The sequence below is a fragment of the Amycolatopsis pithecellobii genome (genome assembly GCF_009707865.1).
GTDB lineage: Bacteria > Actinomycetota > Actinomycetes > Mycobacteriales > Pseudonocardiaceae > Amycolatopsis_E > Amycolatopsis_E pithecellobii.
This window is the reverse complement of record NZ_WMBA01000060.1, coordinates 24,238-47,889: the sequence shown is the minus strand read 5'-3', so window position 1 is coordinate 47,889 and position 23,652 is coordinate 24,238. Positions and strand designations below refer to the sequence as shown.

Genomic DNA, 23,652 nt, shown 5'->3' with positions numbered 1-23,652 from the left:
ACCGGATCAGCGTTCGACTTGCATGTGTTAAGCACGCCGCCAGCGTTCGTCCTGAGCCAGGATCAAACTCTCCAACAATGACAAGTTCGATCGACTCGAAAATCAATCTCAAAGGAACCCACAAAAAAGGGGTTCAAAACAAAAGCTCTACTGGCTTAGTTCACTAGCACACTGTTGAGTTCTCAAACAACACGCAGCTGTTTCTGCATTTCTTTTTTAAAGCTTTGTGTTTCCCCAAGAAGGGCTGCCTCTACCGCTACTGAATCGTAGTGGTGGTTGGCGGCTCCACTTCGGGGCCGTCGCAGTACATTACCGGGTTCGGTTCGCGGTGTCAACCGCCCGACCCTGGCCCCGTCAGCCGGGGTTTTGGGCCCCGTCCGCTCGGTGTTCCTGGCGACGAAGAAAAGATTACACAGGCCGGAACCCCTTGCGAACAGGGGGGTCCACTAACGGTGAAACGCCTGGTCAGAGCACCGGAAGCAAGGTCTTCAGCTCGTACGGCGTGACCGAGCTGCGGTAGTTGTCCCACTCCACTCGCTTGTTGCGGAGGAAGAAGTCGTAGACGTGCTCGCCGAGTGCTTCGGGCAACAGCTCGGAACGCTCCATCTCCGCCAGCGCCTCACCGAGGTTCTGCGGCAGTTGCTCGTACCCGGCCGCCTTGCGCTCGGCGTCGGTCAGCGACCAGATGTTGTCCTCGGCGGGCGGCGGCAGCTCGTAGCCCTTCTCGATCCCCTTGAGCCCAGCGGCGAGCACTACCGAATACGTCAAGTACGGGTTGCACGCCGAGTCGATCGTGCGGATTTCGACCCGGCGCGAGGACGCCTTTCCCGGCGAATAGTTGGGCACCCGCACCAGCGCCGAACGGTTGGCACGGCCCCATGACACGGTCGTCGGGGCTTCTCCGCCGCTGATCAGCCGTTTGTAGGAGTTGACCCATTGATTGGTGACCGCCGAGATCTCCCGCGCGTGGTGCAGCAGACCGGCGACGAACGCCTTGCCCGTCTCCGAAAGCTCGAACGGGTCCTCGGGATTGTGGAAGGCGTTGCGGTCCCCCTCGAACAGGGAGACGTGGGTGTGCATGCCCGAACCCGGCTGCGCGGTGAACGGCTTCGGCATGAACGTGGCTCGCACGCCCTGGGTGAGCGCGACCTCCTTGATGACGTAGCGGAACGTCATCACGTTGTCCGCCATCGTCAGCGCATCGGCGTACCTCAGGTCGATCTCCTGCTGACCGGGCGCGTTCTCGTGGTGGGAGAACTCGACCGAGATGCCCATCGCCTCGAGCGTTTCGATCGCATGCCGCCGGAAGTGCGTCGCGGTCGCGTGGCTGGCTTGGTCGAAGTACCCGCCGTTGTCCGCGGGCTCGGGTTCGGTCCCGTCCTCGGTCAGCTTGGACAACAGGAAGAACTCGATCTCCGGATGCACGTAGCAGGTGAAACCCGCCTCACCGGCCTTGGACAGCTGGCGGCGCAGCACATGCCGCGGATCGGCCCACGACGGCGAGCCGTCGGGCATCGCGATATCGCAGAACATGCGTGCCGAGTAGTGCCCGCCTTCCTCCGTTTCCCACGGCAGCACCTGGAACGTGGCCGGGTCGGGCTTGGCGATCATGTCCGATTCGTAGACGCGCGCGAAGCCTTCGATGGCCGATCCGTCGAACCCGATCCCGTCCGAAAACGCGCCCTCGAGCTCCGCGGGGGCGACCGCCACCGACTTGAGAAACCCCAGAACGTCGGTGAACCACAGCCGAACGAACCGGATGTCCCGCTCTTCCAACGTGCGCAGCACGAACTCCTGCTGGCGATCCATGGACGCACCCTATGCGCGCCTTGTTAACGCCATGTTTCCTGGTTCTCTCCGTGCCCCGACGGAGGGAATCGCGATCGAGAACAGGGTGGCGAGGCCACACAGCCCGCCGGCGAGATACCAGGCCAGGTCGTAGCTGCCCAGCCGGTCATGGATGAGGCCGGCGCCGTACGCGGCGATCGACGCGCCGATCTGGTGCGAGGCGAACACCCAGCCGAAGACGATCGGACCGCTCATGCCGAACCGCTCGCGGCACAACGCGACCGTCGGCGGCACGGTGGCCACCCAGTCCAGACCGTAGAAGATGATGAACGCCCACATCGGCGGCTCGGTCGTCGGCGCGAACAGGTGCGGCAGCAGCAAAAGCGAGATTCCGCGCAGGAAGTAGTAACCGGCCAGGAGCCGGCGCGGGTCGACGCGGTCGGTGAACCAGCCCGACGCGATGGTGCCCGCGACGTCGAAGAGCCCCACCAGCGCGAGCAGTGAAGCCGCGGTCGTGGGCGGCATACCGTGTTCATGCGCAGCGGGCACGAAATGTGTGCCGACGAGGCCGTTGGTCGATGCCCCGCAGATCGCGAAACCGCCTGCCAGCAACCAGAAAACGCGGGTCTTCGCGGCGTCACGCAGTGCGGTCAGCGCGCGGGCGGCACTGCCGCGGGACGGCGGCGGCTTCTCCTCCGGTTCGGTCGTGCCATATGCCGTCGTGCCGACTTCGCTGGGATGGTCACGCAGCAGGATCAGCACGATCGGCACCACCACGAGTGCGCCACCGGCGACCAGAAGCGACGCGGAGCGCCAGCCGCGATCCATCGCGAGCATCGCGATGACCGGCAAGAACACCAGCTGACCGGCCGCGCCCGCCGCGGTGAGCACACCGCTCACCAGCCCGCGGTGCCGGACGAACCAGCGACCCGTCACCGTGGCCACGAACGCAAGGGCCATCGACCCCGTGCCGGTGCCGACGAGCACGCCCCAGCACAACAACAGTTGCCAGCTCGCGGTCATGAACACGGTCAGCCCACTGCCCGCGGCGACCAGCAGCAGCGCGCCGACGGCGACCCGGCGCATGCCGAGCCGTTCCATGAGCGCCGCGGCGAACGGCGCGGTCAGGCCATAGAGCAGGAGGTTGATCGAGACCGCGGACGAGATCATGGCGGTGGACCAGCCGAATTCCTCGTGCAATGGATCGATGAGCACGCTCGGCGCGGCGCGGAAACCGGCCGCTCCGACGAGCGCGACGAAGGCGGCGAACGCCACCAGCCAGGCACGGTGCATCCCCGTTCGAGTTGTCACCCGGCCAGCTTGCGAGATTTCACGACGTTGATCGAGTGGCCGAAGCGCCAATATGTGAAAGAATCCGGCCATGCACCGAATAGTGGTACTCGCGGTTTCCGAGGTCGTGGGCTACGACCTGAACATCCCGCCGCAGGTGTTCCGCAGCGCGCGCAAGGACGGGCGGGCGCTGTACGACGTGCGGATCTGCGGGATCGACAACCGGCCGGTGCGGGTCAGCTACGGCTACGAGGCCCGGTTCGACCACGGGCCGGAGGTACTCGCCGAGGCCGACACGGTGATCATCCCGGGCACGCGCGCCACCGGCCCCCGTCACCAAGGCACGGTGTCCGGCAAGCTCGCGGACGCGCTGGCGCTCATCCCCGCCCGCGCCCGCGTGATGTCCATCTGCACCGGCGCCTTCGTCCTCGCCGCCGCCGGAATTCTCGACGGGCGCCGCGCGACGACCCACTGGGCACACGCCGCGGAGTTCCGTCGCCTGTACCCCGAGGTGAAGTTGGACGAGGACGTGCTGTTCACCGACGACGGGGACGTGTTCACGTCGGCTGGGCTGTCCGCGGGCGTCGACTTGTGCCTGCATGTGATCCGCTCCGACCACGGCAGCGCGGTCGCGAACCAGGCGGCGCGGTACTGCGTCGTGCCGCCATGGCGCGACGGCGGCCAGTCGCAGTTCATCGAGCGGCCGTTGCCCACCGAGGAAGGCAGCACCGCCGCCACGCGCGCATGGGCACTGGAACGGCTCAGCGAACCGCTCGACCTGGACTCGCTCGCGAAGCATGCGCGGATGAGCGTGCGAACGTTCAGCCGCCGGTTCCGCGCCGAAACCGGGATGTCCGCCCGCGCCTGGCTCAACCAGCAACGGGTCCTGCACGCGCGTCACCTGCTGGAGACCACGAACCTGCCGGTGGACCGCGTCGCCGCGGAGTCCGGGCTCGGCACGGCCGCGTCGTTACGCCAGCACCTGCACGCCTCGATCGGCGTCGCACCGCTCGCCTACCGGCGCACCTTCTCGAGCACCTGACCGGCCCCGCTACCGTGTTCGGCATGCTCCGGCGCCACACCGCGGGTGTGCTCCTGCTGATTCTGGCCGTTGCCAGTGGCTGCTCGTCTTCGCCCGACACGCGCGGTCCGCTGCCGGACGCCGGCGAACTGGTCAACGCCGCGGCCGCGACGCTCGGTGGCGTACGCAGCTTTCACTACGACTTCAGCATCAGCGGCAGCGTGCCCGGGCTCGACGTCCGCGAGGTCACCGGCTGGGCGAGTCGCGACGGCGGGCCCGCCGGTACCTCCACCGGCCAGGCGGACATGCAGGAGTCGGCCAACCGCTTCGAGCTCAGGTACGAGATCAGCGGGAACCAGCTGGTGCTGACCGATCAGCATGGGATACGCACGCAGCAGCCGGCGCCCGCCGGGTACAACCCGGCGACGCTGCTCACCGCCGGGCGCGGGCTGCCGAAACTGCTGACCAGCGCGACCGGGCTGAAAACGGAGACGCGCGAAGACGTCAAGGGCGTCGAGACCTACCGCGTGACCGGCACGCTGAGCCAGGCGGTCATCACCACGGTGCTGCCGCAGATCTGGTCCGATGTGGACGTCAAGTTCTGGGTCACCCGGGCCGAGCCGCACACGCTGGTGCGGGTGTGGGTGCAGGTACCGCCGCGGCAACCGAACGAGGGCGCCGTGATGCTCGAGCTGGGCTTGTCCGGGCTGAACACGCCGGCCCCGACCACGACGCCACCCGGCTAAGGGCAGCGGGTGCCTGGCGGGGGCAGTGTCCCGTCGACGAGGTAGGCGAGGCCGTTGACGTCGACGCAGCGGTCCCCATGCAGGAATGCGGTGTGCTGCGCGCCTTCGTAGGTCAGCAGGCCGGCGTTCATTTCGGCGGCGAGGTTCACCCCCGCCTGGTACGGGGTGACGGGGTCGTCGACCGTGGAGATCACCAGCGGCTGCGGCACCCCGGGCACGACCGGGCGGTGCGGCCGGGACGTGCTCGGCACCGGCCAGGACGCACAGATATCGGGTTCGCCCTGGTCCGGGCGCCCGCCACCGAGGAAGGACGCGGCCGCGAGCATCTGCTGGTGAGTCGCGGCGACGGCGTCACGATCTTGCGGGTTGTCGACGCACCGGACGGCATAGTAGGCGTCCTGCAGCGACGAATACCGGCCATCGCTGCCGCGTTCGTAGTAGTCGTCGGCGAGTTTGAGCAGCAGACTCCCATCCCCGGCACGCAACAAGTTCAGCGCGGTGCTGAGAATCGGCCAGGACTGCTGCGAGTACATCGCCTCGACGACACCGGTCATCGCGTCGTCGTAGGACAGCTTGCGACCGCCCGCCGCCGGCGCCGGGGTTGCCGGCAACGGACTGGTCAGGTCTTCAAAGGTGGCAACGGCCTTCGCCGGGTCGGGGCCGACACCACACCCCGCGTGCTTCGCGCACTCGGCCGCGAAAAGCCCGAAAGCCCGCGCGAAACCCGCGCCCTGGCCGACGAGCGACTGCATCTCGCCCTCGGTCGGGTCGATCGCGCCGTCCAGCAACAAGACCCGGACGTTCGCCGGGAAGGCCTCCGCGTAGCTGTAACCGATCTGCGTGCCGTACGAGTAACCGAGATAGCTGAGTTTGCGGTCCCCCAACGCGGCCCGCAGGACGTCGAGGTCCTTCACGACGTCCCGGGTGCCGATGTTGGCCAGCATCTCCGCGCCGTTTTCCGTGCGCTGCACGCATTTCGCGGTGTAATCCTGCGCGTCCGCCGCCCACGCCGCGGCCGATTCCACAGAGGTGCCGTCGCCGGGATGCTTCGCCCGCGCCGCGTCGCGTTCCGCGTCGGTCAGGCACTGCACCTGCGGCCGGCTCGCGCCGACTCCGCGTGGATCGAACCCGACGAGATCGAACCGCAGCCCGATCGCCGTGTTCGCGACCGCGGGCACGAGCCGCGCCGCCGCCTCCATCCCCGAACCACCGGGGCCGCCCGGGTTCATGACGAGCGAACCGATCCGGTCCTGCTGGTCGGCCGCGCGATGGCGAAGCACGCCAACTGTGATCGTTTTCCCTTGCGGCCGCGCATAATCCAGCGGCACGCTCAACCGCGCGCACTCCACACCCTTGGCGCGGAACGCGTCCTGCTGCTGTGCCTCCGTCGCGTATGGCGCGCAGTCACCCCAGGCGAGCTTCTGGTCGTAGAACCGATCGAGTACGTGGACGTCGGACACGGGTGAAGGCTGCGGTCGCGGTGGAACCTGGTCCGGCGTGCATGCGATCAGCAGGCACAGCACCAGGCCCAGCGCGGCCGGCAACCGGCTGCGGCGGAAAGGCATCTCTCACATCGTGCCAGTCTCGTCACTGTCCGGCGCAGCGTTTGCCGGACGGTGGGAGTGTCCCCTTCACGAGATAGTCGGTGCCCGCCTGATCGACGCAGGAATTTCCTTGCAGGAAAACGGTGTGCTGCGTGCCCTCGAAGGTCAGCAGTGCGCCGTTCATCGCTTTCGCCAGGTTCACGCCCGCTTCGTACGGGGTGGCCGGATCCTTTGTCGTCGAGATCACGAGGACCGGCGGGAGACCGGCGACCTTCGGCTCATGCGGCTGGGAAGTGTTGGGCACCGGCCAGAACGCGCACGCGTCGAGCGCCGCCCCGTTGGACCTGCCGTCGTCGAGGAAGGGCGCGACCCGGTCGTACAGGTTCTCGGCGTTGAGGATCTCGGTCTTGTCGGTGACCCGCGGGTCGTCGACGCAGCGCACTGCGGTGAACGCGTCCTGCGTGTTCGTGTAGTGCCCCCTGCTGTCGCGTTCGTTGTACTGGTCGGCGAGCGCCATCAGGGTCGCGCCGGTCCCCCGGTGCAACTCGTTGAGACCCGTGTTCAGCGACTCCCACAGTTGCTGGGAGTACAGCGCCTGAATCGCGGCGAGTGTCGCGTCGTCGAACGTGAGCACGCGACCGTCGTTCAGCCGCACCGGGTTTTGCGTCAACGGGCGGACGAGGTTCTGGAACGCTTTCGTGGCGCCGGCGGCGTTGCGGCCGAGCGCGCAGTCCTGCCGTGCGGCGCACCACGCGGCGAACTGGTTGAACGCCAAGCCGAAGCCGGCGCCCTGCGCGACAAGCGACGCCGTCTCGTCCTGGTTGGGGTCGAGCGCGCCGTCCAGGATCATCGCGCGGACGTTGCCCGGGAACGCCTCGGCGTAGGTCGAGCCGATGCGGGTGCCATACGAATAGCCCAGATAGGTCAGTTTCTGTTCGCCGAGGACGGAGCGCAGGACGTCCAGGTCCCTTGCCACGTCACGGGTGCCGAGGTTGGCCAGCATCGCGGTGCCGTGCTGGGTCCGCTGCGCGCACTTGGCCGCGAAGTCCTTGGCCTCCGCCTCCTGCTTGGCGACCCCGGCGGGCGAACCGTCCGTGTCGAGGTCCTCGGCACGCTCGGTGTCACGCTCGGCGTCGGTCAGGCAAGTCACCCCCGGTTCGCTCGCGCCGATTCCCCGCGGATCGAAACCGACCAGGTCGAACCGTTGGCCCAGTTCGGTGTTCGAGACCTGGGACGCCAGGGATGCCGCGGCGACCATGCCGGACGCGCCCGGCCCGCCGGGGTTGAGCACGAGCGAGCCGATCCGGTCGTTCGAAGCCTTGTGCCGCAACACCCCCAAGGTGATGGTGTCCCCCTGCGGAGCGGCGTAGTCCAGTGGCACGGTCAGTCGCGCGCATTGCAGGTCTTGGCTAGAAAAGAGGGATCTCGCGTCGTCGGACGTCGCGTAGGGTGCACAGTCGGCCCAGGTCAACGGCTGCGCGTAGAACTTGTCCAGACCAGCAGGGACGGGACCGGCCGGTCCCTTCTGCTCCGTCTCGCTCTGTGGTTGCGCGGTGCTCGGATGCGTCGAGGCGCAGGCGGCGAGCGGAGTCAGCAGGCAGATACCGGTGAGGACGGCTGCACTCGCGGTTCGCGACCGGGCTCGCTGGAGGAAGGGCACAACGTAAGCGTGCCATCCTGACGGGGAACACGGGACGGCCACCACCTCGTTGGCAGGTCGATCGCAGAACGAGACAGGAGACCAGGGTGCCAGCACTGATCACCCGGATGGGCAAGCGCCTGCGCAGGCTCATCGAGCGGCCGGGCAGCGCCGAGCTGACCAGGTACGAGGCGTTGCTGCCCTCGATCGGCGAGCTCGAAGCCGAACTGGAAGCGCTCAGTGACACCGAGCTCACCGAGCGCGCCGGGAAACTGCGCCTGGAAGCCGAATTCGGCGAAGACCAGCTCGTCGAGGTGTGCGCGCTGGGCCGGGAGGCCGCGCGGCGTGCGCTGGACGAGCGCGCGTTCGACGTCCAGCTGCTGGGCACCATGGGCCTGCTCACCGGGCATGTCGTGCAGATGGAGACCGGTGAGGGGAAAACGCTTGCGGGCGCGCTGGCCGCCGCCGGGTACGCCCTGCAAGGCAAGCGAGTGCACGTCACGACCGTCAACGACTACCTGGCGCGACGCGACGCGGAGTGGATGAAACCGGTGTACGACCTGCTCGGTGTGTCCGTCGGCTGGGTCGAGCCGGTGCTGACCAGGGACGAGCGGCGCGAGGCGTACGCGAAGGAGATCACCTACGGCGCCGTCAGCGAGATCGGTTTCGACGTGCTGCGCGACCGGCTGGTCACCCGCGTCGAAGACCTCACACAACCTGCACCGGAAGTCGCCATCATCGACGAGGCGGACTCGGTGCTGGTCGACGAGGCACGGGTGCCGCTGGTGATGGCGGGTTCGGTGGACCACGCGGAGGCCGACGTCGAAGTCGCCAACGTGGTCCGTCGGCTGCGGCTGGGCCTGCACTACGAGACCGACTCCGACGGCCGCAACGCGTGGCTCACCACGGCCGGCGCGTCGGTCGTGGAGAAGTCGCTCGGCGGGATCGACCTGTACGGCGACTCCGGTTCCGACCGGCTCGCGGCGGTCAACGTGGCGCTGCACGCGCACGCGCTGCTGACCCGCGACGTCGACTACATCGTTCGTGACGGCAAGGTCCATCTGATCAACACTTCGCGCGGGCGGATCGCCGAGCTGCAGCGGTGGCCGGACGGTCTGCAGGCGGCGGTCGAGGCGAAGGAACAGCTGGAGGCGACCGATCGCGGCGAGATCCTCGACTCGATCACCGTGCAGGCGCTGATGGCGCGGTACCCGCTGGTGGCGGGCATGACCGGGACGGCGGTCGCGGTCGCCGAGCAGTTGCGGGAGTTCTACAAGCTCGAGGTCGCGGTGATCCCGCCGAACAAGCCGAACATCCGCGAGGACCGGCCGGACCGGATTTTCGCCTCGCCGTCGCAAAAGCTGCGCGCGATCGAGGCGGAGATCCGTGAGGTACACGAGACCGGACGGCCGATCCTGGTCGGCACCCAGGACGTCGCCGAATCCGAAGAACTGGCGGAAAAACTCGCGAAGGTCGATCTGCCGTGTGTCGTGCTCAACGCACGCAACGACGCCGAAGAGGCCGCGATCATCGCCGAGGCCGGCGCGTACGGCGCGGTCACCGTGTCGACACAGATGGCCGGCCGTGGCACGGACATCCGGCTCGGCGGGGCGGACGGCAAGGATCGTGAACGCGTCGCCGAACTCGGGGGCCTGCACGTCATCGGCACCGCGCGGTACCCGTCGAGCCGGCTGGACGGGCAGCTGCGCGGGCGGTCCGGTCGTCAGGGCGACCCGGGCAGTGCGGTGTTCTTCGCTTCGCTGAACGACGAGCTGGTGCTGTCGAACGCGCCCGATGTGCCCGAGGGCATCCGCGCCGACGAAGAGACCGGCGAGATCACCGATTCCGCGGCGCAGCGGCAGATCAACCACGCGCAGCGGGTCGCCGAGGGCGTGCACCTGGAAATCCACCGCAACACCTGGCGGTACACGCGGCTGATCGAGCACCAGCGCAACGAGCTGCTCGCGCATCGCGACAAGCTGCTGCGGACCGATCTTGCCGCCACGACGTTGAAAGACGCAGCACCGAAACGGTTCGGCGAGCTCGCGGAAGAACTCGACGACGAGGCGCTGGCACAGGTGTGCCGCGAAATCATGCTGTTCCAGCTGGACGAGCTGTGGTCGGATCACCTGGCGTACCTGACCGACGTGCGGGAAAGCATCCACCTGCGGGCGATCGCACGCGAGACACCGCTTGACGAGTTCCACCGGCTCGCGATCCCCGAATTCCACAAGATCATTCCTGCGCTCGAGGAACGTTCGGTGAAAACGCTCGAAGAGGCCGAGATCAGCGACGGCGCGCTCGACCTGTCGGCCTCGGGTGTACGGCGGCCGAGCTCGACCTGGACGTACCTGGTGCACGACAGCCCGTTCGACTCGGACTTCGAGCAGACCCTCAAACAGGTGCGCAGCGTGCTCAAGCGCGGGCGCGACTGAACGCGATTGCCGTTGGGCACATTCTGGTGTGGACCGCCCGCGGGTGGGCAAGAATGTGGGCATGCCGCAACTGAGGATCGCGCTGGCCCAGATCAACTCGACGGTGGGCGACATCGAGGGCAACGCACAACTGCACGTCGACTGGGCACGGAAAGCCGCCGAGGCGGGTGCGCAGGTCGTGGTGTTCCCGGAGATGTCGCTGACCGGCTATCCCGTCGAGGACCTGACGCTGCGAACGACGTTCGCGCAGGCCTCCCGCGCGGCGGTCGACGACCTGGCGCGGCGCCTCGACGAGGCCGGCTGCGGCGAACTGCTGGTGTATCTGGGATATCTCGACCTTGACGACGTGGGGCCGCGCGACGCCGCAGCGGCGTTGTACGGCGGCGAAGTGGTCGGGCGGCAGTTCAAGCACCACCTGCCGAACTACGGCGTGTTCGACGAGCATCGGTACTTCAAGGCCGGGCAGACGCTCGACGTGGTCCGGCTGCGCGGGCTCGACATCGGCATGGTGATCTGCGAGGACATCTGGCAGGACGGCGGGCCGGTGTCGGCGCTGGGCAAGGCGGGCGTCGATCTGGTGGTGGCGCCGAACGCCTCGCCGTACGAACAGTCCAAAGACGACATCCGGCTGCCACTGGTGGCCCGGCGCGCCGCCGAGGCCGGTGCGCCCTTGGTTTATACCAATCTCGTCGGCGGTCAGGACGATCTCGTGTTCGACGGGGACTCGATCGTCGTGGGCGCGGACGGTTCGCTGCTGGGGCGGGCGCCGCAGTTCGTCGAGCATCTGCTGGTGGTGGACCTCGACCTGCCGGCTGGTGGGCACAGCGCCGAGGGGTCCTTCGAGGGTCTTTCCGTGCGGCGCCGGGTGTTGACCTCGGAGCCGGTGCCGGCGTACGAACCGCTGGCCGCGCCGATTTCGGAACCGCTGTCGGACGAGGCCGAGGTGTGGTCGGCGCTTGTCGTCGGGCTGCGGGACTATGTGCGCAAGAACGGGTTCCGCTCGGTGACGTTCGGGTTTTCGGGCGGGATCGACTCGGCGGTGACGGCGGCGCTCGCGGCGGACGCGCTGGGGGCCGATGCGGTGTACGGGGTTTCGATGCCGTCGGCGTATTCGTCGGAGCATTCCCGGTCGGATGCGGCGGAACTGGCGCGGCGGCTGGGATGCCACTTCCGGACCGAGCCGGTCGAGGACATGGTGCGGGTGTACGTGGACCAGTTGAACCTCACCGGGCTCGCGGAGGAGAACATCCAGGCGCGGGTACGTGGCATGCTGCTCATGGCACTGTCCAATTTGGATGGTCACCTGGTGCTGGCGACGGGGAACAAGACCGAGCTGGCGGTCGGATACTCGACGATCTACGGTGACGCGGTCGGTGGGTTCGCGCCGATCAAGGACGTGTTCAAGACGCAGGTGTGGGCGCTGGCGCGGTGGCGGAACGCGGAGGCGGAGAAGCGCGGTGAGACGCCGCCGATCCCGGAAAACTCGATCACGAAACCGCCGTCCGCGGAGCTGCGACCGGGCCAGCTGGATACCGATTCGTTGCCGGATTATCCGCTGCTGGACGATATTTTGGACGATTACGTCGAGGGCGACCGGGGCTATGCGGACCTACTGGCGGCCGGTTTCGACGCGGAGACCATCGACCGCGTGATCCGGATGGTCGACCGAGCCGAGTACAAACGGCGGCAGTACCCGATCGGCACGAAGATCACGTTCAAGGCCTTCGGCCGGGACCGCCGCCTGCCCATCACGAACGGTTGGCGCGAAGGAGCGCAGCGGGACTGAGTTTTTTTGGGGGGCTGGCGTTGGGATCCGTACTTTCGGGAGCGGGTACTGCTTCGGCAGGCGGATCCCGTTCGCGGGTCAGTGCGGCTTTGGCGGGCGGCGGGTTCGGCGGGCGAGTGCCTCTGCGATGAACCCGACGCGGCTTCGGGGGCATGACTCCGCGCCGCGGGGCGGCGCGGCTATTGCAGGTCGGGTGCTGGCCGGAAGGGTGCTGACCGGCGCAGAATGGGATGATTATGACGGGCACGGGCTTCGCGGTGTTCGAGACCGCGATCGGGCACTGCGGTATCGCTTGGGGCGAGCGTGGCGTGGTCAGTGTGTGCCTGCCCGAGGGCAGCGCGACAACCACGCGGGCGCGGTTGCGGGCGAACTTCCCCGACGCTGTCGAGACCGAGCCGCCTGAGGCGGTTCGGTGGGCGATCGCGGAGATCGTCGCGTTGCTGCGTGGAGAATCGCGGGATCTGCTGGCGGTCCCGCTCGACCTGGACGGTGTGCCCGAGTTTCATCGCCGGGTGTACGAGATCGCGCGCACCATCCCGCCGGGGAAGACGCTCACCTACGGTGAAGTCGCCAGCCGGCTGGGGATGCCGGGGTCGGCGCAGGCTGTGGGAAGGGCGCTGGGACGCAACCCCTTTCCGATTGTCGTGCCGTGCCACCGGGTGCTGGGCGCCGACGGGAAGATGGTCGGGTTCTCCGCGCCCGGTGGGGTGGAGACCAAGCGCAAAATGCTCGTGATCGAAGGCGCCCGGGCCGACGAGCCGACACTCTTCTGATCAACCCGGGGCTGAGCAGCGCAGCGTGGCGCTCCGCAAGTCGGGCGCTTGTTGGTCGTGGCGGGCGTATCGAGCGCGACCCATCACCGACATCGAACGCAGGCAGGAACCGGACCCAGTAGCGGAGCGGGGAACCTGCCAGCGCGAGCGGCCGACTCGATGGCGACGCGGTGGGCGCGGCGGCGAGAGCACGTGAAGAGCGGCGGCACCAACCGTGACGACACGAGAACTGCGGCGGCACACAAGGGCGACCGGACCAACACGGCGACGGCACCGTGACCGCAACGGCGTTACCCGTGACAGCACGCGCGCCGTAACAACATGACAAGCACGGCGACTCCTGGATCGCGTGCGACGGAATCAGAACCGGGGCACACGAACACGTGGCGGCACCTGGACCGCACAACCGGCCCGAATCGCAACCGCGCCAGAAGTGCGGCCACACTCGAAGCGCGGCGGCCCCAGAATCGCGGCGGCACAGAAGCGCGGCCGGCACAAAGCCCAGAAGCGCGACGCGACGCGGGGGCCGCTAACCGGTCAGCTTGGGCTCGGTTGCCAGGGTTTGAGCCAGGGGGACGCGGGCCACGACTCGGCCGCGGCCATCAGCGGGAAAGCTGTGGCGCCGTCGATGTGTTCCCTGATGATGTCGGCATGGCCGGCGTGGCGAGCCGTTTCCTGGATCAGGTGCAGCAAAACCCACCGGACCGACCAGGCCTTTACATCAGGTGGGAACCAGGGCACACCTTTCGGCACCGGGACCGGCTGGCCCAGATCCGCGATGCCCGCGACGATCTCTTCCGTCTCGCGTGCTGCCTGCTCGTAGTCCGCGATCACCGCCGCCAGCGTCTCCTCCTCGGTCAACCGGAAATCATCCTGGTACTTCCGCGTTCTTTCCTCCAGCGTCCCTGGTGGTTCCCGTTGCAGCAGGGTATCCATCCAGCCACGCTCAGTCGCCGTGACGTGCTTGATCAGGCCACCGACGCTCAGCGCGCTGCGGGTCGGCACCAGCCGCGCCTGCTCATCCGTCAGGCCGTACGCCGCGAGGCGCAGGACATAACGCTGCTGTGCCAGGTAAGCGAGCAAACCATCGCGCTCATCACGGACAGGGCGAACGTTGCCGGACATCGGGTGCTCCTTTTTCTCGGATGCGGTCGTAGAGGCATCCTCGCACCGGGGTACGACAGTTTTCCGGCTCGCGACGCGCGCCGGCGAAACCACATGTGAAGCTCATCGCAGCCGCTTGGGGGCGCCGCTTCCGCGGTGTCACGCTGGTGTTCCCAGATCCACGACCCGGGGACCCGACGAGGGCCTCGAGGGAAGGTTGGTCGACGACGATGTCCACCCATACTGGTGAGCTCAGCGCACCTTATGGCAACGGCCCACAGCAGGCGGCGCCCGTCAAGAAGGTTCGCATCCACCATCTGCAGGAACTCAAGGATCGCGGCGAGCCGTGGCCGATGCTCACCGCCTACGACATGTACACCGCCGAGCTCTTCGACGAAGCCGGGATTCCCGTGCTCCTCGTCGGCGATTCGGCCGCCAACAACGTGTTCGGCTACGACACCTCGCTGCCGGTCACGGTGGACGAGCTGCTCCCGCTGGTCCGCGCCGTCACCAGGGCGACCAAACGCGCGCTCGTCGTCGCCGACCTGCCCTTCGGGTCCTACCAGCTCTCCCCCGAGCAAGCGCTCGCGACGGCCGTCCGGTTCATGAAGGAAGGCCGGGCGCACGCCGTCAAACTCGAGGGTGGCCGCCGGTTCGCCCCGCATGTCGAGGCGCTCACCGGCGCCGGCGTGCCGGTGATGGGCCATATCGGGTTCACCCCGCAAAGCGAGCACAACCTCGGCGGTTACCGGGTGCAGGGCCGCGGCGAGGCCGGTGACGTACTGGTCCAGGACGCACTCGCGCTACAGGAAGCCGGCGCGTTCGCCGTCGTGATGGAGATGGTGCCGGCGGAGGTCGCGAAGCGGATCACGCATGAACTCAAAATCCCCACCGTCGGCATCGGCGCCGGACCGGACTGCGACGCGCAAGTGCTGGTGTGGCAGGACATGTCGGGGCTACGCCGCGGCAAGTCGCCACGCTTCGTGAAGCGTTACGCCGACCTCGCCGGAGTGCTGTCCGGTGCCGCGACGGCGTTCGCGGAGGAGGTGCGGCGCGGCGAATTCCCCGCGCCCGAGCACACTTTCCACTAATTGCGGCGACGGAAACGCTCAGCCAGCTCCGGGTCGTTCTCCCACCAGAGACCGCCCGTCTGCGGCTGTTCGTCGAGCTCACGGTCGATCCGTTCGGCCTGCCGGTCGTCGTCGCGCATCCACCGGGTGAACAACGCGCCGACGAACGGCAGGCCGGCCAGGTCTCCGCCGATCCATAGGATGCCCGCGCCGATGATCTGATCGGTTCGCAGATCAGGCCCCCACGCGCGGGCCAGCTCCTGGTAGTAGCCGGCCGCGCGCAGCGGTCCCAGCCACAGGATCAGCCCGAGCGCGGCATCCACCACGACCTCCGCGAAGCTGATGCTGAACGACACCAGGTGGTGGTCCTCGCGCGGGGTCGGGTCGACCCGCAGGCGGGTCCAGAAGTACACGAACCCGCAGCACAGCAGCCCGAGCCGGACGAGCTCATCGACCGCCGCATGCCGCAGCGTGCTTTCGTACAGCGGCGTCAGGTACAGCGCAAACGGCGGCACGATCAGCAAAACCGTGATCACCAAGGGAAACGTCAGCGCCCGCGCCACCGCACTACGGCCGAGTACGCGCAGCCGGTCCGCGAACGGCGCTGTCGCCAGGATGAGCGTCAGCGGAGCGCCGAGGGCCAGCAACAGCGGAGTGACCATCAGCAGCACGACGACCTGCACCGCGCGCGCCCAGAAGAGCGTGTCGTCGTAGACGCCGAGGAACGAACAGGTCAGCAGCAGGATGGTGGCCAGGCCGCTGAAGAACGCCGTCGTCCGTCCCCGCGGCCACCCCGGCACGCGGCGGGCCGCGAGTACGTACCACGCGCCGAGCACGAAGACGAAAACGATCGCCGGGACATCGACCGTCCAGGCCCCGAAAACTCGCCCCCAGGAAAGTGGGACATTCATGCCACGAAATACACCAAACTACCGATTCCGGCGACCACACAGTAAATCGCGAACGGGTTCAGCGTACGCGTCTCGAAATACGAGGTGAGGAAACGCACTGCGATATAGGCCGCGATCCCCGCGACCAGGCTGCCGGCGAGCGCCGGTCCGAGTGACGCCCGGTTATCCGCGGTCAGCAAGGTCGGCACCTTCACCACCCCGGCACCCAGGATCGCCGGTGTGGCAAGGAGAAACGCGAACCTGGCGGAATCGGTGTGGTCGAGGCCGCGGCGCAGACCCGCGACCATCGTGATGCCGGACCGGCTGATTCCCGGGAACAGCGCGAGGATCTGCGCGGCGCCGATCAGCACGGCTTCGCCGACGCGCAGCTTGGACAACCGCATGTCGGACGCCTCCTCGACGCTGATCGCCCGCATCGGCATGGTCACCTCGGCGGAGAAGTCGACGGTTTGCTCCGCGGCGACGGGAACCTGCTTGCGTGCCTTGCTGAACCGCTCGACCGCCAGCAGCACGGCACCGTTGAGCGTCAGGAAGATCGCCGTCGGGATGGGCGTACCCAGGTACTCGCGCACGACCTTGTCCAGCAGCAGACCCGCGATGCCCACCGGGATCGTGCCGAGCACGAGCAGCCAGGCGAGCCGCTGATCCGCGTCGACGACCTCACGGTCTCGGATCGACGTCCACAGGCCACGGACGATGCGGACCCAGTCGCGCCAGAAGAAGACCACGAGCGCGATCGCGGTGGCCACGTGCATCGCGACGAGCACCGCGAGATACGGCGAGTCGTGGCCCATGCTCAGGTCCTGTGCCCATTTGCCCCCGAGCCACGCCGGAAGCAGAATGCTGTGCCCAAGGCTGGACACCGGGAACAATTCAGACACACCTTGCAGCGCGCCCACGACAATTGCCTCGAAATATGTCACAGCGGACATGGGGGCCTTTCCCTCAGTGCGACGCGGTAATCCGCCATGAAGGTACCCGAGGCAAGATGAGCGGATGGCAAAGGAGCCCGGCGCGGGTCACAGTGCCCGGCTGAGCTCCCGGTGTGCGTCCACAAGGGACGGTCCATACCACGTCAGGTAACGCCCGGACACCAGTACGTAACCGGCGCCGGGAAACTCCTCAGGTCCGTCGGCGGCGGTGAACTCGTACGGTTCGTCGGGAAGCACGAGAAGATCTGCCTTCCCCGAAGCGAACCACGACCGCAGCTCGTCCAGTTTCGGGCGCGGATAACGGTCTTCGTGCTCACCGTACACAATGGACACACCGAGTCGCCGGAGCACGTCACCCCCGAAGGTGTCCCGGCCCAGGATCACCCACGGCTTGCGCCACACCGGCACCACGGCGTGCCGGCGCACCGGCGGGACGTCTCGCCAGAGTTCTTCGGCCCGCACGAGCCACTCCGGCTCGCCGGCCTCGAACGCCTGCGTGAGCAGGCGGCGCAGGGACGCCAGCGCGTGCGGCACGGTGGCGGGCGCCTCCGTCACCCAGACCGGAAACCCGTTGGCGCGCAGGCGTTCCACGTCTTCCGGGCGGTTCTCCTCGGAGTTGGCGAGTACGAGATCCGGCCGCAGGTCCAGCACCCGGTCCACCTTCGGATACTTCGACCCGCCCACCCGGGGCACGTCGAGGCCGGGGGGATGCGTGCAGTAGTCCGTCGCACCGGCGAGTACGCCCGGCAGCGTGGTCGCAATCGCCTCGGTCAGCGACGGCACCAGTGACACGACTCGGCGCGGCACGCCCCGCAGCGGAACGTCCTCACCGAGGTCGTCGAAGAGGGTCATTTCAGGTGCTCCAACAGGACATCGCCATGACACGGCCGCGGTGCGCACCAGCAGCCGAGCGCACGCCCCTCGAGCTCCGGCAACCGCGCGAGCAGCTCGGACCGCCCTTCGAGATACTCGCGGAAGTGGCGGACCATCGCCTCGCGGCCGGTTTTCGCTTCGCGCACAAAGGGATTCGCGAAGTCCGACTCGGGCCAGGAATGCCTCGGCCCGGCGTGCCCGATGTACGTGACCAGCCCGCGCTCGGCGAGCAGGAGCACAAGATGCTTGTGTGGCCCCGACTTCCGCACGTTGACCAGGATCGCGCGCCCGGCGTCCAACCGCTCCGCCAGCTCACGTTCGTTCGCGGTCCAGTCCATCCTCACGCTCGCTCGAACGACACTTTGCGCTTCACCACGTCCACCGCGGTGAGCCGGACCGTGATCCGCGCACCCTCGGGCAGGTTCTCGCCGGCGCATTTGCCCATCACCAGCGGGTCCTCCACCAGGATCTCCGCGCGGGCCTCGTCCGCGCGCAACACCACGGCCTCGAACGTGCCGCCGATCCGCTGGGCCATCATCCACGCCTCGACCTGGTCGATGCACGCCCGCTCGACGCGGGCGGCCAGCGAGTCCGACGTGCTCATCAGCAGCGGCAGGTTCGGCAGCGCGGCCCGCACCCACTCCGGCACGTCGTGGTCCGCGCTCACCGCAAGACACACCTCGGCGGCGAACCGGTCCACGAGCCGCCGGATCGGCGCGGTCACGTGTGCGTACGGCGCACCGATGCCCGCATGCGTGGTCGAGGGCGGAAGCTCCCCGGCGAACGACGTGTAGCCCGCGCCGCGCAACAGCCTCGTGGTGCACGTGTAGAGCGCCATCGACTCGGGCCGCGCCGGGTCCAGGCCGGCAAGCAGCTGCGAAACCGACGTGGCATCGGGCCACTCGATACCCAGCGCCTGCGCGGACCGGCGCAACCACGCGATCGAGTCGTCGTCCGCTTCGGGCAGCGTCCGCAGCACGCCGACCCGCGCGTCGATCATCATCGTGGCCGCGGCCATTCCGGTCAGCAGCGAGATCTCCGCGTTCCACGCGTCGACGTCGTTCCTCGGCCGGGTGCCCAGCGCCCAGCCATCACCGGCGCCGCCGTTGACGGCCTGCTCGGGCAGTTGCAGCTCGACCGCACCGCGCCGCACGGCCAGTTCCCGCCGCAGGCGGCCGAGTTCCGGCAATGCGGTGATGGAGGGATGCGCGGTGCCCGCTTCCAGCGCCGCCTGCACGGTTTCGTAGTCGAACTGCTCGGTGGACCGGACCAGCGCGCGGCGGACCCTGGTCGCGACCGGCTCACCGCGCGAGTCCAGGTCGATCGTCCACAGCACCGCGGACCGGATCTCCCCTGGCAGCAGGCTCGCCGCGCCCTCGGACAGCACCGGCGGATGCAACGGGACATTGCCGTCGGGCAGGTACAACGTCTGGCCGCGACGGCGGGCTTCGCGGTCCACCGGCCCGCCCGGTGCGACGAATGTGCCCAGATCGGCGATCGCGTACTGCACCCGGAACCCGTCACCGCGGCGGGAAAGCTGCATGGCCTGGTCGAGATCCTTGGCGCCCGGCGGATCGATCGTCACCAGCGGCAGGTCGGTGGCGTCCTCACCCACGGTTTCCCGCGGGTCCACGCCCGCCGCCTCGGCCTCGGCGAGCACGTCCGCGGTGAAGGAATCCGGCAGCTCGAACTCGGCGCGCAGGTGACCGAAGCCCCCGTCCGCCGCAGGCGAGCCGGCCGTGAAACGAGGCACATACTCACCCTACTGTGTCTGTAGTCACCAAGCCGACCGGCAGTCACGGCAATCGACCAAACGCAGGCCGGCTGCCCGTTGATCGGGTCGGCCTGCTTTCGGGTCGGCTTGGTGACGCGCCGGCGCCGAGTTGATCCCTTGTTCGTCGTTGGGCCACTCGGGTGTATCTTCCGCGACAGTAATGAAAACCGATATCGTTTTCGAACGGAGTACACCGTGAAGGTCGCTTTCGTCGGCAAGGGCGGCAGCGGGAAGACGACGCTGACCTCCCTGTTCACCGCCTACCTCGCGGCACGGGGCAAACCGGTGCTCGCCATCGACGCCGATATCAACCAGCACCTCGCCGTGGCACTCGGCGCGAGCGAAGAGGAAGCGATCACGCTGCCGACGCTCGGAGATCACCTACCGGAGCTCAAGGAGCACCTGCGCGGGGACAACCCGCGGATCACCAGTGCGGACGCGATGATCAAGACCACCCCGCCGGGAAGCGGATCGCGTCTGCTGCGGCCGTTCGCCGCGGACCCGCTGCTGGACCAGTGCTTCCGCACGGTGAGCGGGGTGCGCCTCGGCGTCACGGGCCGCTTCACCGAGGACGATCTGGGCGTGGCGTGCTACCACTCGAAGGTCGGCGCGGCCGAGCTGCTGCTGAACCACCTCGTCGACGAACCGGGCGAATACGTCGTGATGGACATGACCGCGGGCGCGGACGCGTTCGCCTCCGGCCTGTTCACGCGCTTCGACGTGACGTTCCTGGTGTGCGAACCCACGATGCGCAGCCTCGGCGTGTACCGGCAGTACGCCGACTACGCACGCGATTTCGGCGTGCGGCTCGCGGTGGTCGGGAACAAGGTCACCGACGAAGAGGACGTCGCGTTCCTGCGCGAGCAGCTCGGTGACGCACTGCTGGGCTGGCTGACCGGCTCCGGACACGTCCGCGCGACCGAGCGTGGACAGGTGCGGCCGATCGATACGCTGGAGCCGGAAAACCTGGCGGCACTGGAAAAGCTGGTGTCCACTGTGGACTCCGTGGAGCGGGACTGGACCCGGTACCAGCAGCAGGCCGTGGAATTCCACCTGCGCAACGCGCGGTCGTGGGGCAACGACCGGACGGGCCAGGACCTGGCCGCCCAGGTGGATCCGGACTTCGTACCCGGCCCAGCCGCGGTGACGCACTGACGCACGTCCCACGACGGGGCTCGCGCCCGGTCAGTTCCAGTCGGCGTCTTCCTTGTCGGCCTGTTTCGTGCGCTCGCGGGCGATCTCCAGTGCGCGGCGGGCGGTCGCCTCGTCGGGGTACGGGCCGAGGAGGTCGATCGCGCGCGAGCGGTCGAGATGCTCGACCTCGCCGGTTTTCGTGTTGTAGTACCAACCCTGGTCCGGATTTGGATCCTTCATGCCCGCCAGCGTCGCATGTCGCGCGCCCGCTGTCATGCCGTCGCCGTCATGGCCGGTAGCGGTACGGGAGCTCGGTCGGTTGCCCGGTCGGGCCGAACTGCGTCGGCGTGTCTTCGGGGAACTCGTCGAACCAGCCACGGTCGGACTGCGGGATGCCGCGCTGCGGGGTGTCGGAGTCCTCCGGCTGGGCAGCTTCGGGCTCGAGCCGCGCGGCCCGCTCCTGCCACGAGGACTCCTCGGCGGGCTCCTCAACGGGCTCGGCGGGCTTTTCCACGACGGCGGGATCGAAACCCAATGGCGCCACCCGAGGCTTGGCCTGCTCCTCCGCACGCGGCTCCGGCTCCACAGGCGATTCCGGCTCCACGCGCGGTTCCTGCATCCGGCTGGGCTGCGGCAACGGCGGCATGTCCGCCGGCGGTTGTTTCGGCGTGGTGCGCCAGACCGGGGCCGGCGGGATGTTCATCGGCGCCGCACGCGGGCGCTCGGGCTCAGGCTCCGTCGGCACCGGCCTGGCCGTCCGCGGCGCGATCGGGTCGAGTACCGAAACCAGCACCCGCGTGTGCTCCGGGTCCTCGACCTTCCGTCCACTGCGCTCGCGGTACACCATGTCCCCGTCGGCGTCGATCTCCACGAGGTACCCCGCTTCGGCGAGCTGCTCCTCGTCCAGGTCGACCAGGTTCTCGTACCGCGAGGGCACCACGCGGTAGACCGGCCACGACAGGCGCTGGTGCGCCTGGTGGAACTGCGCCAGCAACGCGGACATCTGCTGCTGCCACGGCAAGGACATGCCCTCGGCGAGCGAGCGCGGCAGCACGACGTAGTTCTCGTCCACCCCCGGCCAGTCCGGGGCGAGGTAGTCGGCCAGCGGGGTGCTCGACGCCGGCCGCGCGGCCGACCGGGCCGGCGGCGGTGGCGCACCGAAGAGATCCCGCGGGTCCTTGCCGGGGCTGCGTTTCTTCCCGAATTTCTTGGCCACAGAACACTCCGTTGGTCACACACCCGGCCGCACGGCCTGCGGCACGAGCTCGTTCTCGTCGAATGACACCGGCCGCACGTGCACCGGCACCCCGGTCTGCTGGGCCTCCACTATTTTTCCATCGCCCAGGTACATCGCCACATGGTGAATGGTGTTGGGGTTCGACGGGTCATAGGCCCAGAACAGCAGGTCACCAGGCTGGGCGGTGCGCACCGGCAACATCGCGCCGTCGTGGTACTGGTCCTGCGACACTCGGTCGAGAGTGATGCCGGCAGCCTGGTACGCCCGCAACATCAAGCCGGAACAGTCATACGAATTCGGCCCCGTCGCACCCCAGACGTACGGCTTTCCCCGCTCCCCCAAGGCAAACGCGATCGCCGCGGCGGCCGCCTGGTTCGGCGGCAGCACCAGCCCGGCGCTCTGCCCGCAGCCGACCATGTCGGCCACCTGGCCGACGTTCTCCACCAGGTACGCCGCCATCGGCTCCCACCGGTGGTACCGGTCGGGGAACGCCGAACGCTCGACGTCCTGCGCCGAGGACCCCGGGCGCTGCTGATCCCAGCCCGGCACACCAAGCAGCACGTCGTAGAACTTGTTGACCTCGTATCCGACGTCCCGCAGTTGCGCCTCGGTGCCCCAGCCCATCGACGGCCGCATCTGGAAGATGCCCAGCGAGTCGCGGTCGCCATAGCTGAGATTGTGCAGCCCCGACTCGGTCATCCCGGCCTGGATCGCGACCTGCCAGGCGCGCGGGGAAAGCCCGCGCTGCTTGCCGATGTCGACGATCTGCCGCACGATCTGCCGCTGCTCGTCGTCGAGGTTGTTCGCCTGTCCCTGCGAGGTCTGCGCCTGCCCCGGGTTGGTCGGGCCGATCGCCGCGTCGCAGCTGGTGTTGCGCACCCCCTGCGCCTGCGCGGCCTGCTGGTCGGTGACGACCTTCGCCACGACGCCGGTGGTGACCACCGCCGCGAACAGCGCGGCGACCACTACCCCGATCAGAACCCCCAGCCGCATGCTCAGCTCGCCTGGTCGTACTGGGCCACCCGCCAGCCGGCGGTGGTCTGCGCGACGGTGATGCTGAGCTTGGGGCCGTTGGTCGGCACGACGACGAGGACGGAAGAGGTGTAGGACTGGGCGGCAGCCGGCTCACCGGTCACCTGGCTCGCCGGGATGTTCGCGGGGTCCACAGTGGACATCTGCGGCAGGAACTCGTCCGTGGTGTAAGGACGAAGCCCGTCCAGCCACTGCGCGTTGGTGATCCCGGCCGGGTGGTTGACCCACGCCAGCGCCCACAATTTCGCGATGTTGAGGGCATCCGCGCTCGGCAGTGCCGACGTCGGCTGCGCCAGCGGCGCAGTCAGCCGCGTGGACACCGGCACCGAGGAGCCGGCAGGCGGACGGGCCGCCGCCGACGAAGCCGGGTCTGGGATCCGGGCCGGGGTGACCGAGTTGTCCTGCCGTGGCCCCAGCAATTGCGGCACGAGGATGCCGATGGCGATGATCAGGATCGCCACCCCGATCGCGGTACCGGCGAGATGCCGTGGCGAACGCAACGGGAATCCCCACAGGCGGCGGTAAACCGCGGCCCGGCCACGATTGGTCCTGATCGGCATCTG

At 68.4% G+C, this 23,652-nt stretch carries 21 protein-coding genes and 1 rRNA gene; 7 read left to right on the top strand and 15 right to left on the bottom strand.

The features are described 5' to 3' along the window. From GKO32_RS29790 to GKO32_RS29780, 3 genes are all read right to left on the bottom strand, one after another. Positions 1-78: ribosomal RNA gene (locus GKO32_RS29790) — 16S ribosomal RNA — on the bottom strand; the annotation flags it as partial. A gap of 387 nt (positions 79-465) precedes the next feature. After that, complete coding sequence (gene glnA, locus GKO32_RS29785) at positions 466-1,809, bottom strand: type I glutamate--ammonia ligase (RefSeq protein WP_154760225.1); 1,344 nt, start codon at positions 1,807-1,809, stop codon at positions 466-468. A 9-nt stretch (positions 1,810-1,818) separates the two neighbouring features. Next, positions 1,819-3,081 carry an MFS transporter gene (locus GKO32_RS29780; protein WP_246244925.1) on the bottom strand — a complete coding sequence of 421 codons (1,263 nt, stop codon included), beginning with the start codon at positions 3,079-3,081 and terminating at the stop codon, positions 1,819-1,821. 88 nt (positions 3,082-3,169) lie between these two features. Between GKO32_RS29780 and GKO32_RS29775 the strand changes: the two genes are divergently transcribed. Further along, positions 3,170-4,120, top strand: coding sequence for a GlxA family transcriptional regulator (locus GKO32_RS29775; RefSeq protein WP_154760223.1), 951 nt, complete (start codon positions 3,170-3,172; stop codon positions 4,118-4,120). A gap of 23 nt (positions 4,121-4,143) precedes the next feature. Then, a complete protein-coding gene (locus tag GKO32_RS29770; RefSeq protein WP_154760222.1) occupies positions 4,144-4,845 on the top strand; it encodes an LppX_LprAFG lipoprotein in 702 nt (233 codons plus the stop codon). Here GKO32_RS29770 and GKO32_RS29765 read toward each other — a convergent pair. Next, positions 4,842-6,410, bottom strand: a complete 1,569-nt coding sequence (locus GKO32_RS29765; protein WP_154760221.1) for an alpha/beta hydrolase — start codon at positions 6,408-6,410, stop codon at positions 4,842-4,844. The two genes, GKO32_RS29770 and GKO32_RS29765, sit on opposite strands and share 4 nt — an antisense overlap. Before the next feature lie 22 nt (positions 6,411-6,432). Then, entirely contained in the window at positions 6,433-7,992 is a 1,560-nt protein-coding gene (locus tag GKO32_RS29760; RefSeq protein ID WP_376766010.1) for an alpha/beta hydrolase, read from the bottom strand. A gap of 143 nt (positions 7,993-8,135) precedes the next feature. Between GKO32_RS29760 and secA2 the strand changes: the two genes are divergently transcribed. From secA2 to GKO32_RS29745, 3 genes are all read left to right on the top strand, one after another. Beyond that, positions 8,136-10,463 (top strand): accessory Sec system translocase SecA2, encoded by a 2,328-nt coding sequence (gene secA2 / locus GKO32_RS29755; RefSeq protein ID WP_312868773.1) that lies wholly within the window; start codon positions 8,136-8,138, stop codon positions 10,461-10,463. A gap of 61 nt (positions 10,464-10,524) precedes the next feature. Then, entirely contained in the window at positions 10,525-12,249 is a 1,725-nt protein-coding gene (locus GKO32_RS29750) for an NAD+ synthase (protein ID WP_154760220.1), read from the top strand. Positions 12,250-12,485: 236 nt separating this feature from the next. After that, positions 12,486-13,022 (top strand): methylated-DNA--[protein]-cysteine S-methyltransferase, encoded by a 537-nt coding sequence (locus tag GKO32_RS29745; protein ID WP_154760219.1) that lies wholly within the window; start codon positions 12,486-12,488, stop codon positions 13,020-13,022. 537 nt (positions 13,023-13,559) lie between these two features. Here GKO32_RS29745 and GKO32_RS29740 read toward each other — a convergent pair. Beyond that, complete coding sequence (locus tag GKO32_RS29740; RefSeq protein ID WP_154760218.1) at positions 13,560-14,147, bottom strand: DinB family protein; 588 nt, start codon at positions 14,145-14,147, stop codon at positions 13,560-13,562. 209 nt (positions 14,148-14,356) lie between these two features. On the opposite strand from GKO32_RS29740, the gene panB reads away from it, so the two are divergent. Beyond that, positions 14,357-15,217, top strand: coding sequence for a 3-methyl-2-oxobutanoate hydroxymethyltransferase (gene panB / locus GKO32_RS29735; protein ID WP_154760217.1), 861 nt, complete (start codon positions 14,357-14,359; stop codon positions 15,215-15,217). On the opposite strand, the gene GKO32_RS29730 is transcribed toward panB, so the two are convergent. The 5 genes from GKO32_RS29730 to GKO32_RS29710 form a co-directional block, all read right to left on the bottom strand. Then, positions 15,214-16,107, bottom strand: a complete 894-nt coding sequence (locus tag GKO32_RS29730) for a cytochrome c oxidase assembly protein (RefSeq protein WP_154760216.1) — start codon at positions 16,105-16,107, stop codon at positions 15,214-15,216. The two genes, panB and GKO32_RS29730, sit on opposite strands and share 4 nt — an antisense overlap. Next, positions 16,104-17,039 carry an undecaprenyl-diphosphate phosphatase gene (locus GKO32_RS29725; RefSeq protein ID WP_154760215.1) on the bottom strand — a complete coding sequence of 312 codons (936 nt, stop codon included), beginning with the start codon at positions 17,037-17,039 and terminating at the stop codon, positions 16,104-16,106. The genes GKO32_RS29730 and GKO32_RS29725 overlap by 4 nt, the downstream gene beginning before the upstream one ends. An 87-nt stretch (positions 17,040-17,126) precedes the next feature. Further along, entirely contained in the window at positions 17,127-17,891 is a 765-nt protein-coding gene (locus GKO32_RS29720) for a helical backbone metal receptor (protein WP_154760214.1), read from the bottom strand. After that, entirely contained in the window at positions 17,888-18,250 is a 363-nt protein-coding gene (locus GKO32_RS29715; RefSeq protein ID WP_154760213.1) for a DUF4326 domain-containing protein, read from the bottom strand. The genes GKO32_RS29720 and GKO32_RS29715 overlap by 4 nt, the downstream gene beginning before the upstream one ends. Before the next feature lie 2 nt (positions 18,251-18,252). Continuing rightward, positions 18,253-19,665 carry an RNB domain-containing ribonuclease gene (locus tag GKO32_RS29710; RefSeq protein ID WP_312868772.1) on the bottom strand — a complete coding sequence of 471 codons (1,413 nt, stop codon included), beginning with the start codon at positions 19,663-19,665 and terminating at the stop codon, positions 18,253-18,255. Positions 19,666-19,881: 216 nt separating this feature from the next. Here GKO32_RS29710 and GKO32_RS29705 point away from each other — a divergent pair, with 216 nt between their 5' ends. Then, a complete protein-coding gene (locus GKO32_RS29705; RefSeq protein WP_312868770.1) occupies positions 19,882-20,841 on the top strand; it encodes an ATP-binding protein in 960 nt (319 codons plus the stop codon). 30 nt (positions 20,842-20,871) lie between these two features. Here GKO32_RS29705 and GKO32_RS29700 read toward each other — a convergent pair whose 3' ends face one another. The 4 genes from GKO32_RS29700 to GKO32_RS29685 are packed head-to-tail and all read right to left on the bottom strand — an operon-like array spanning position 20,872 to position 23,649. Beyond that, positions 20,872-21,060 (bottom strand): hypothetical protein, encoded by a 189-nt coding sequence (locus GKO32_RS29700; protein ID WP_154760211.1) that lies wholly within the window; start codon positions 21,058-21,060, stop codon positions 20,872-20,874. A 46-nt stretch (positions 21,061-21,106) separates the two neighbouring features. After that, on the bottom strand, positions 21,107-22,036 hold the full coding sequence (locus tag GKO32_RS29695) for a hypothetical protein (RefSeq protein ID WP_312868769.1): 930 nt from the start codon (positions 22,034-22,036) through the stop codon (positions 21,107-21,109). Between the two features lie 15 nt (positions 22,037-22,051). Next, the gene (locus tag GKO32_RS29690; protein WP_154760210.1) at positions 22,052-23,050 is read right to left on the bottom strand and encodes an NlpC/P60 family protein; all 999 of its coding nucleotides are present in this window, start codon (positions 23,048-23,050) and stop codon (positions 22,052-22,054) included. Between the two features lie 2 nt (positions 23,051-23,052). Then, a complete protein-coding gene (locus tag GKO32_RS29685) occupies positions 23,053-23,649 on the bottom strand; it encodes a hypothetical protein (RefSeq protein WP_154760209.1) in 597 nt (198 codons plus the stop codon). Between the last annotated feature and the right edge of the window lie 3 nt (positions 23,650-23,652).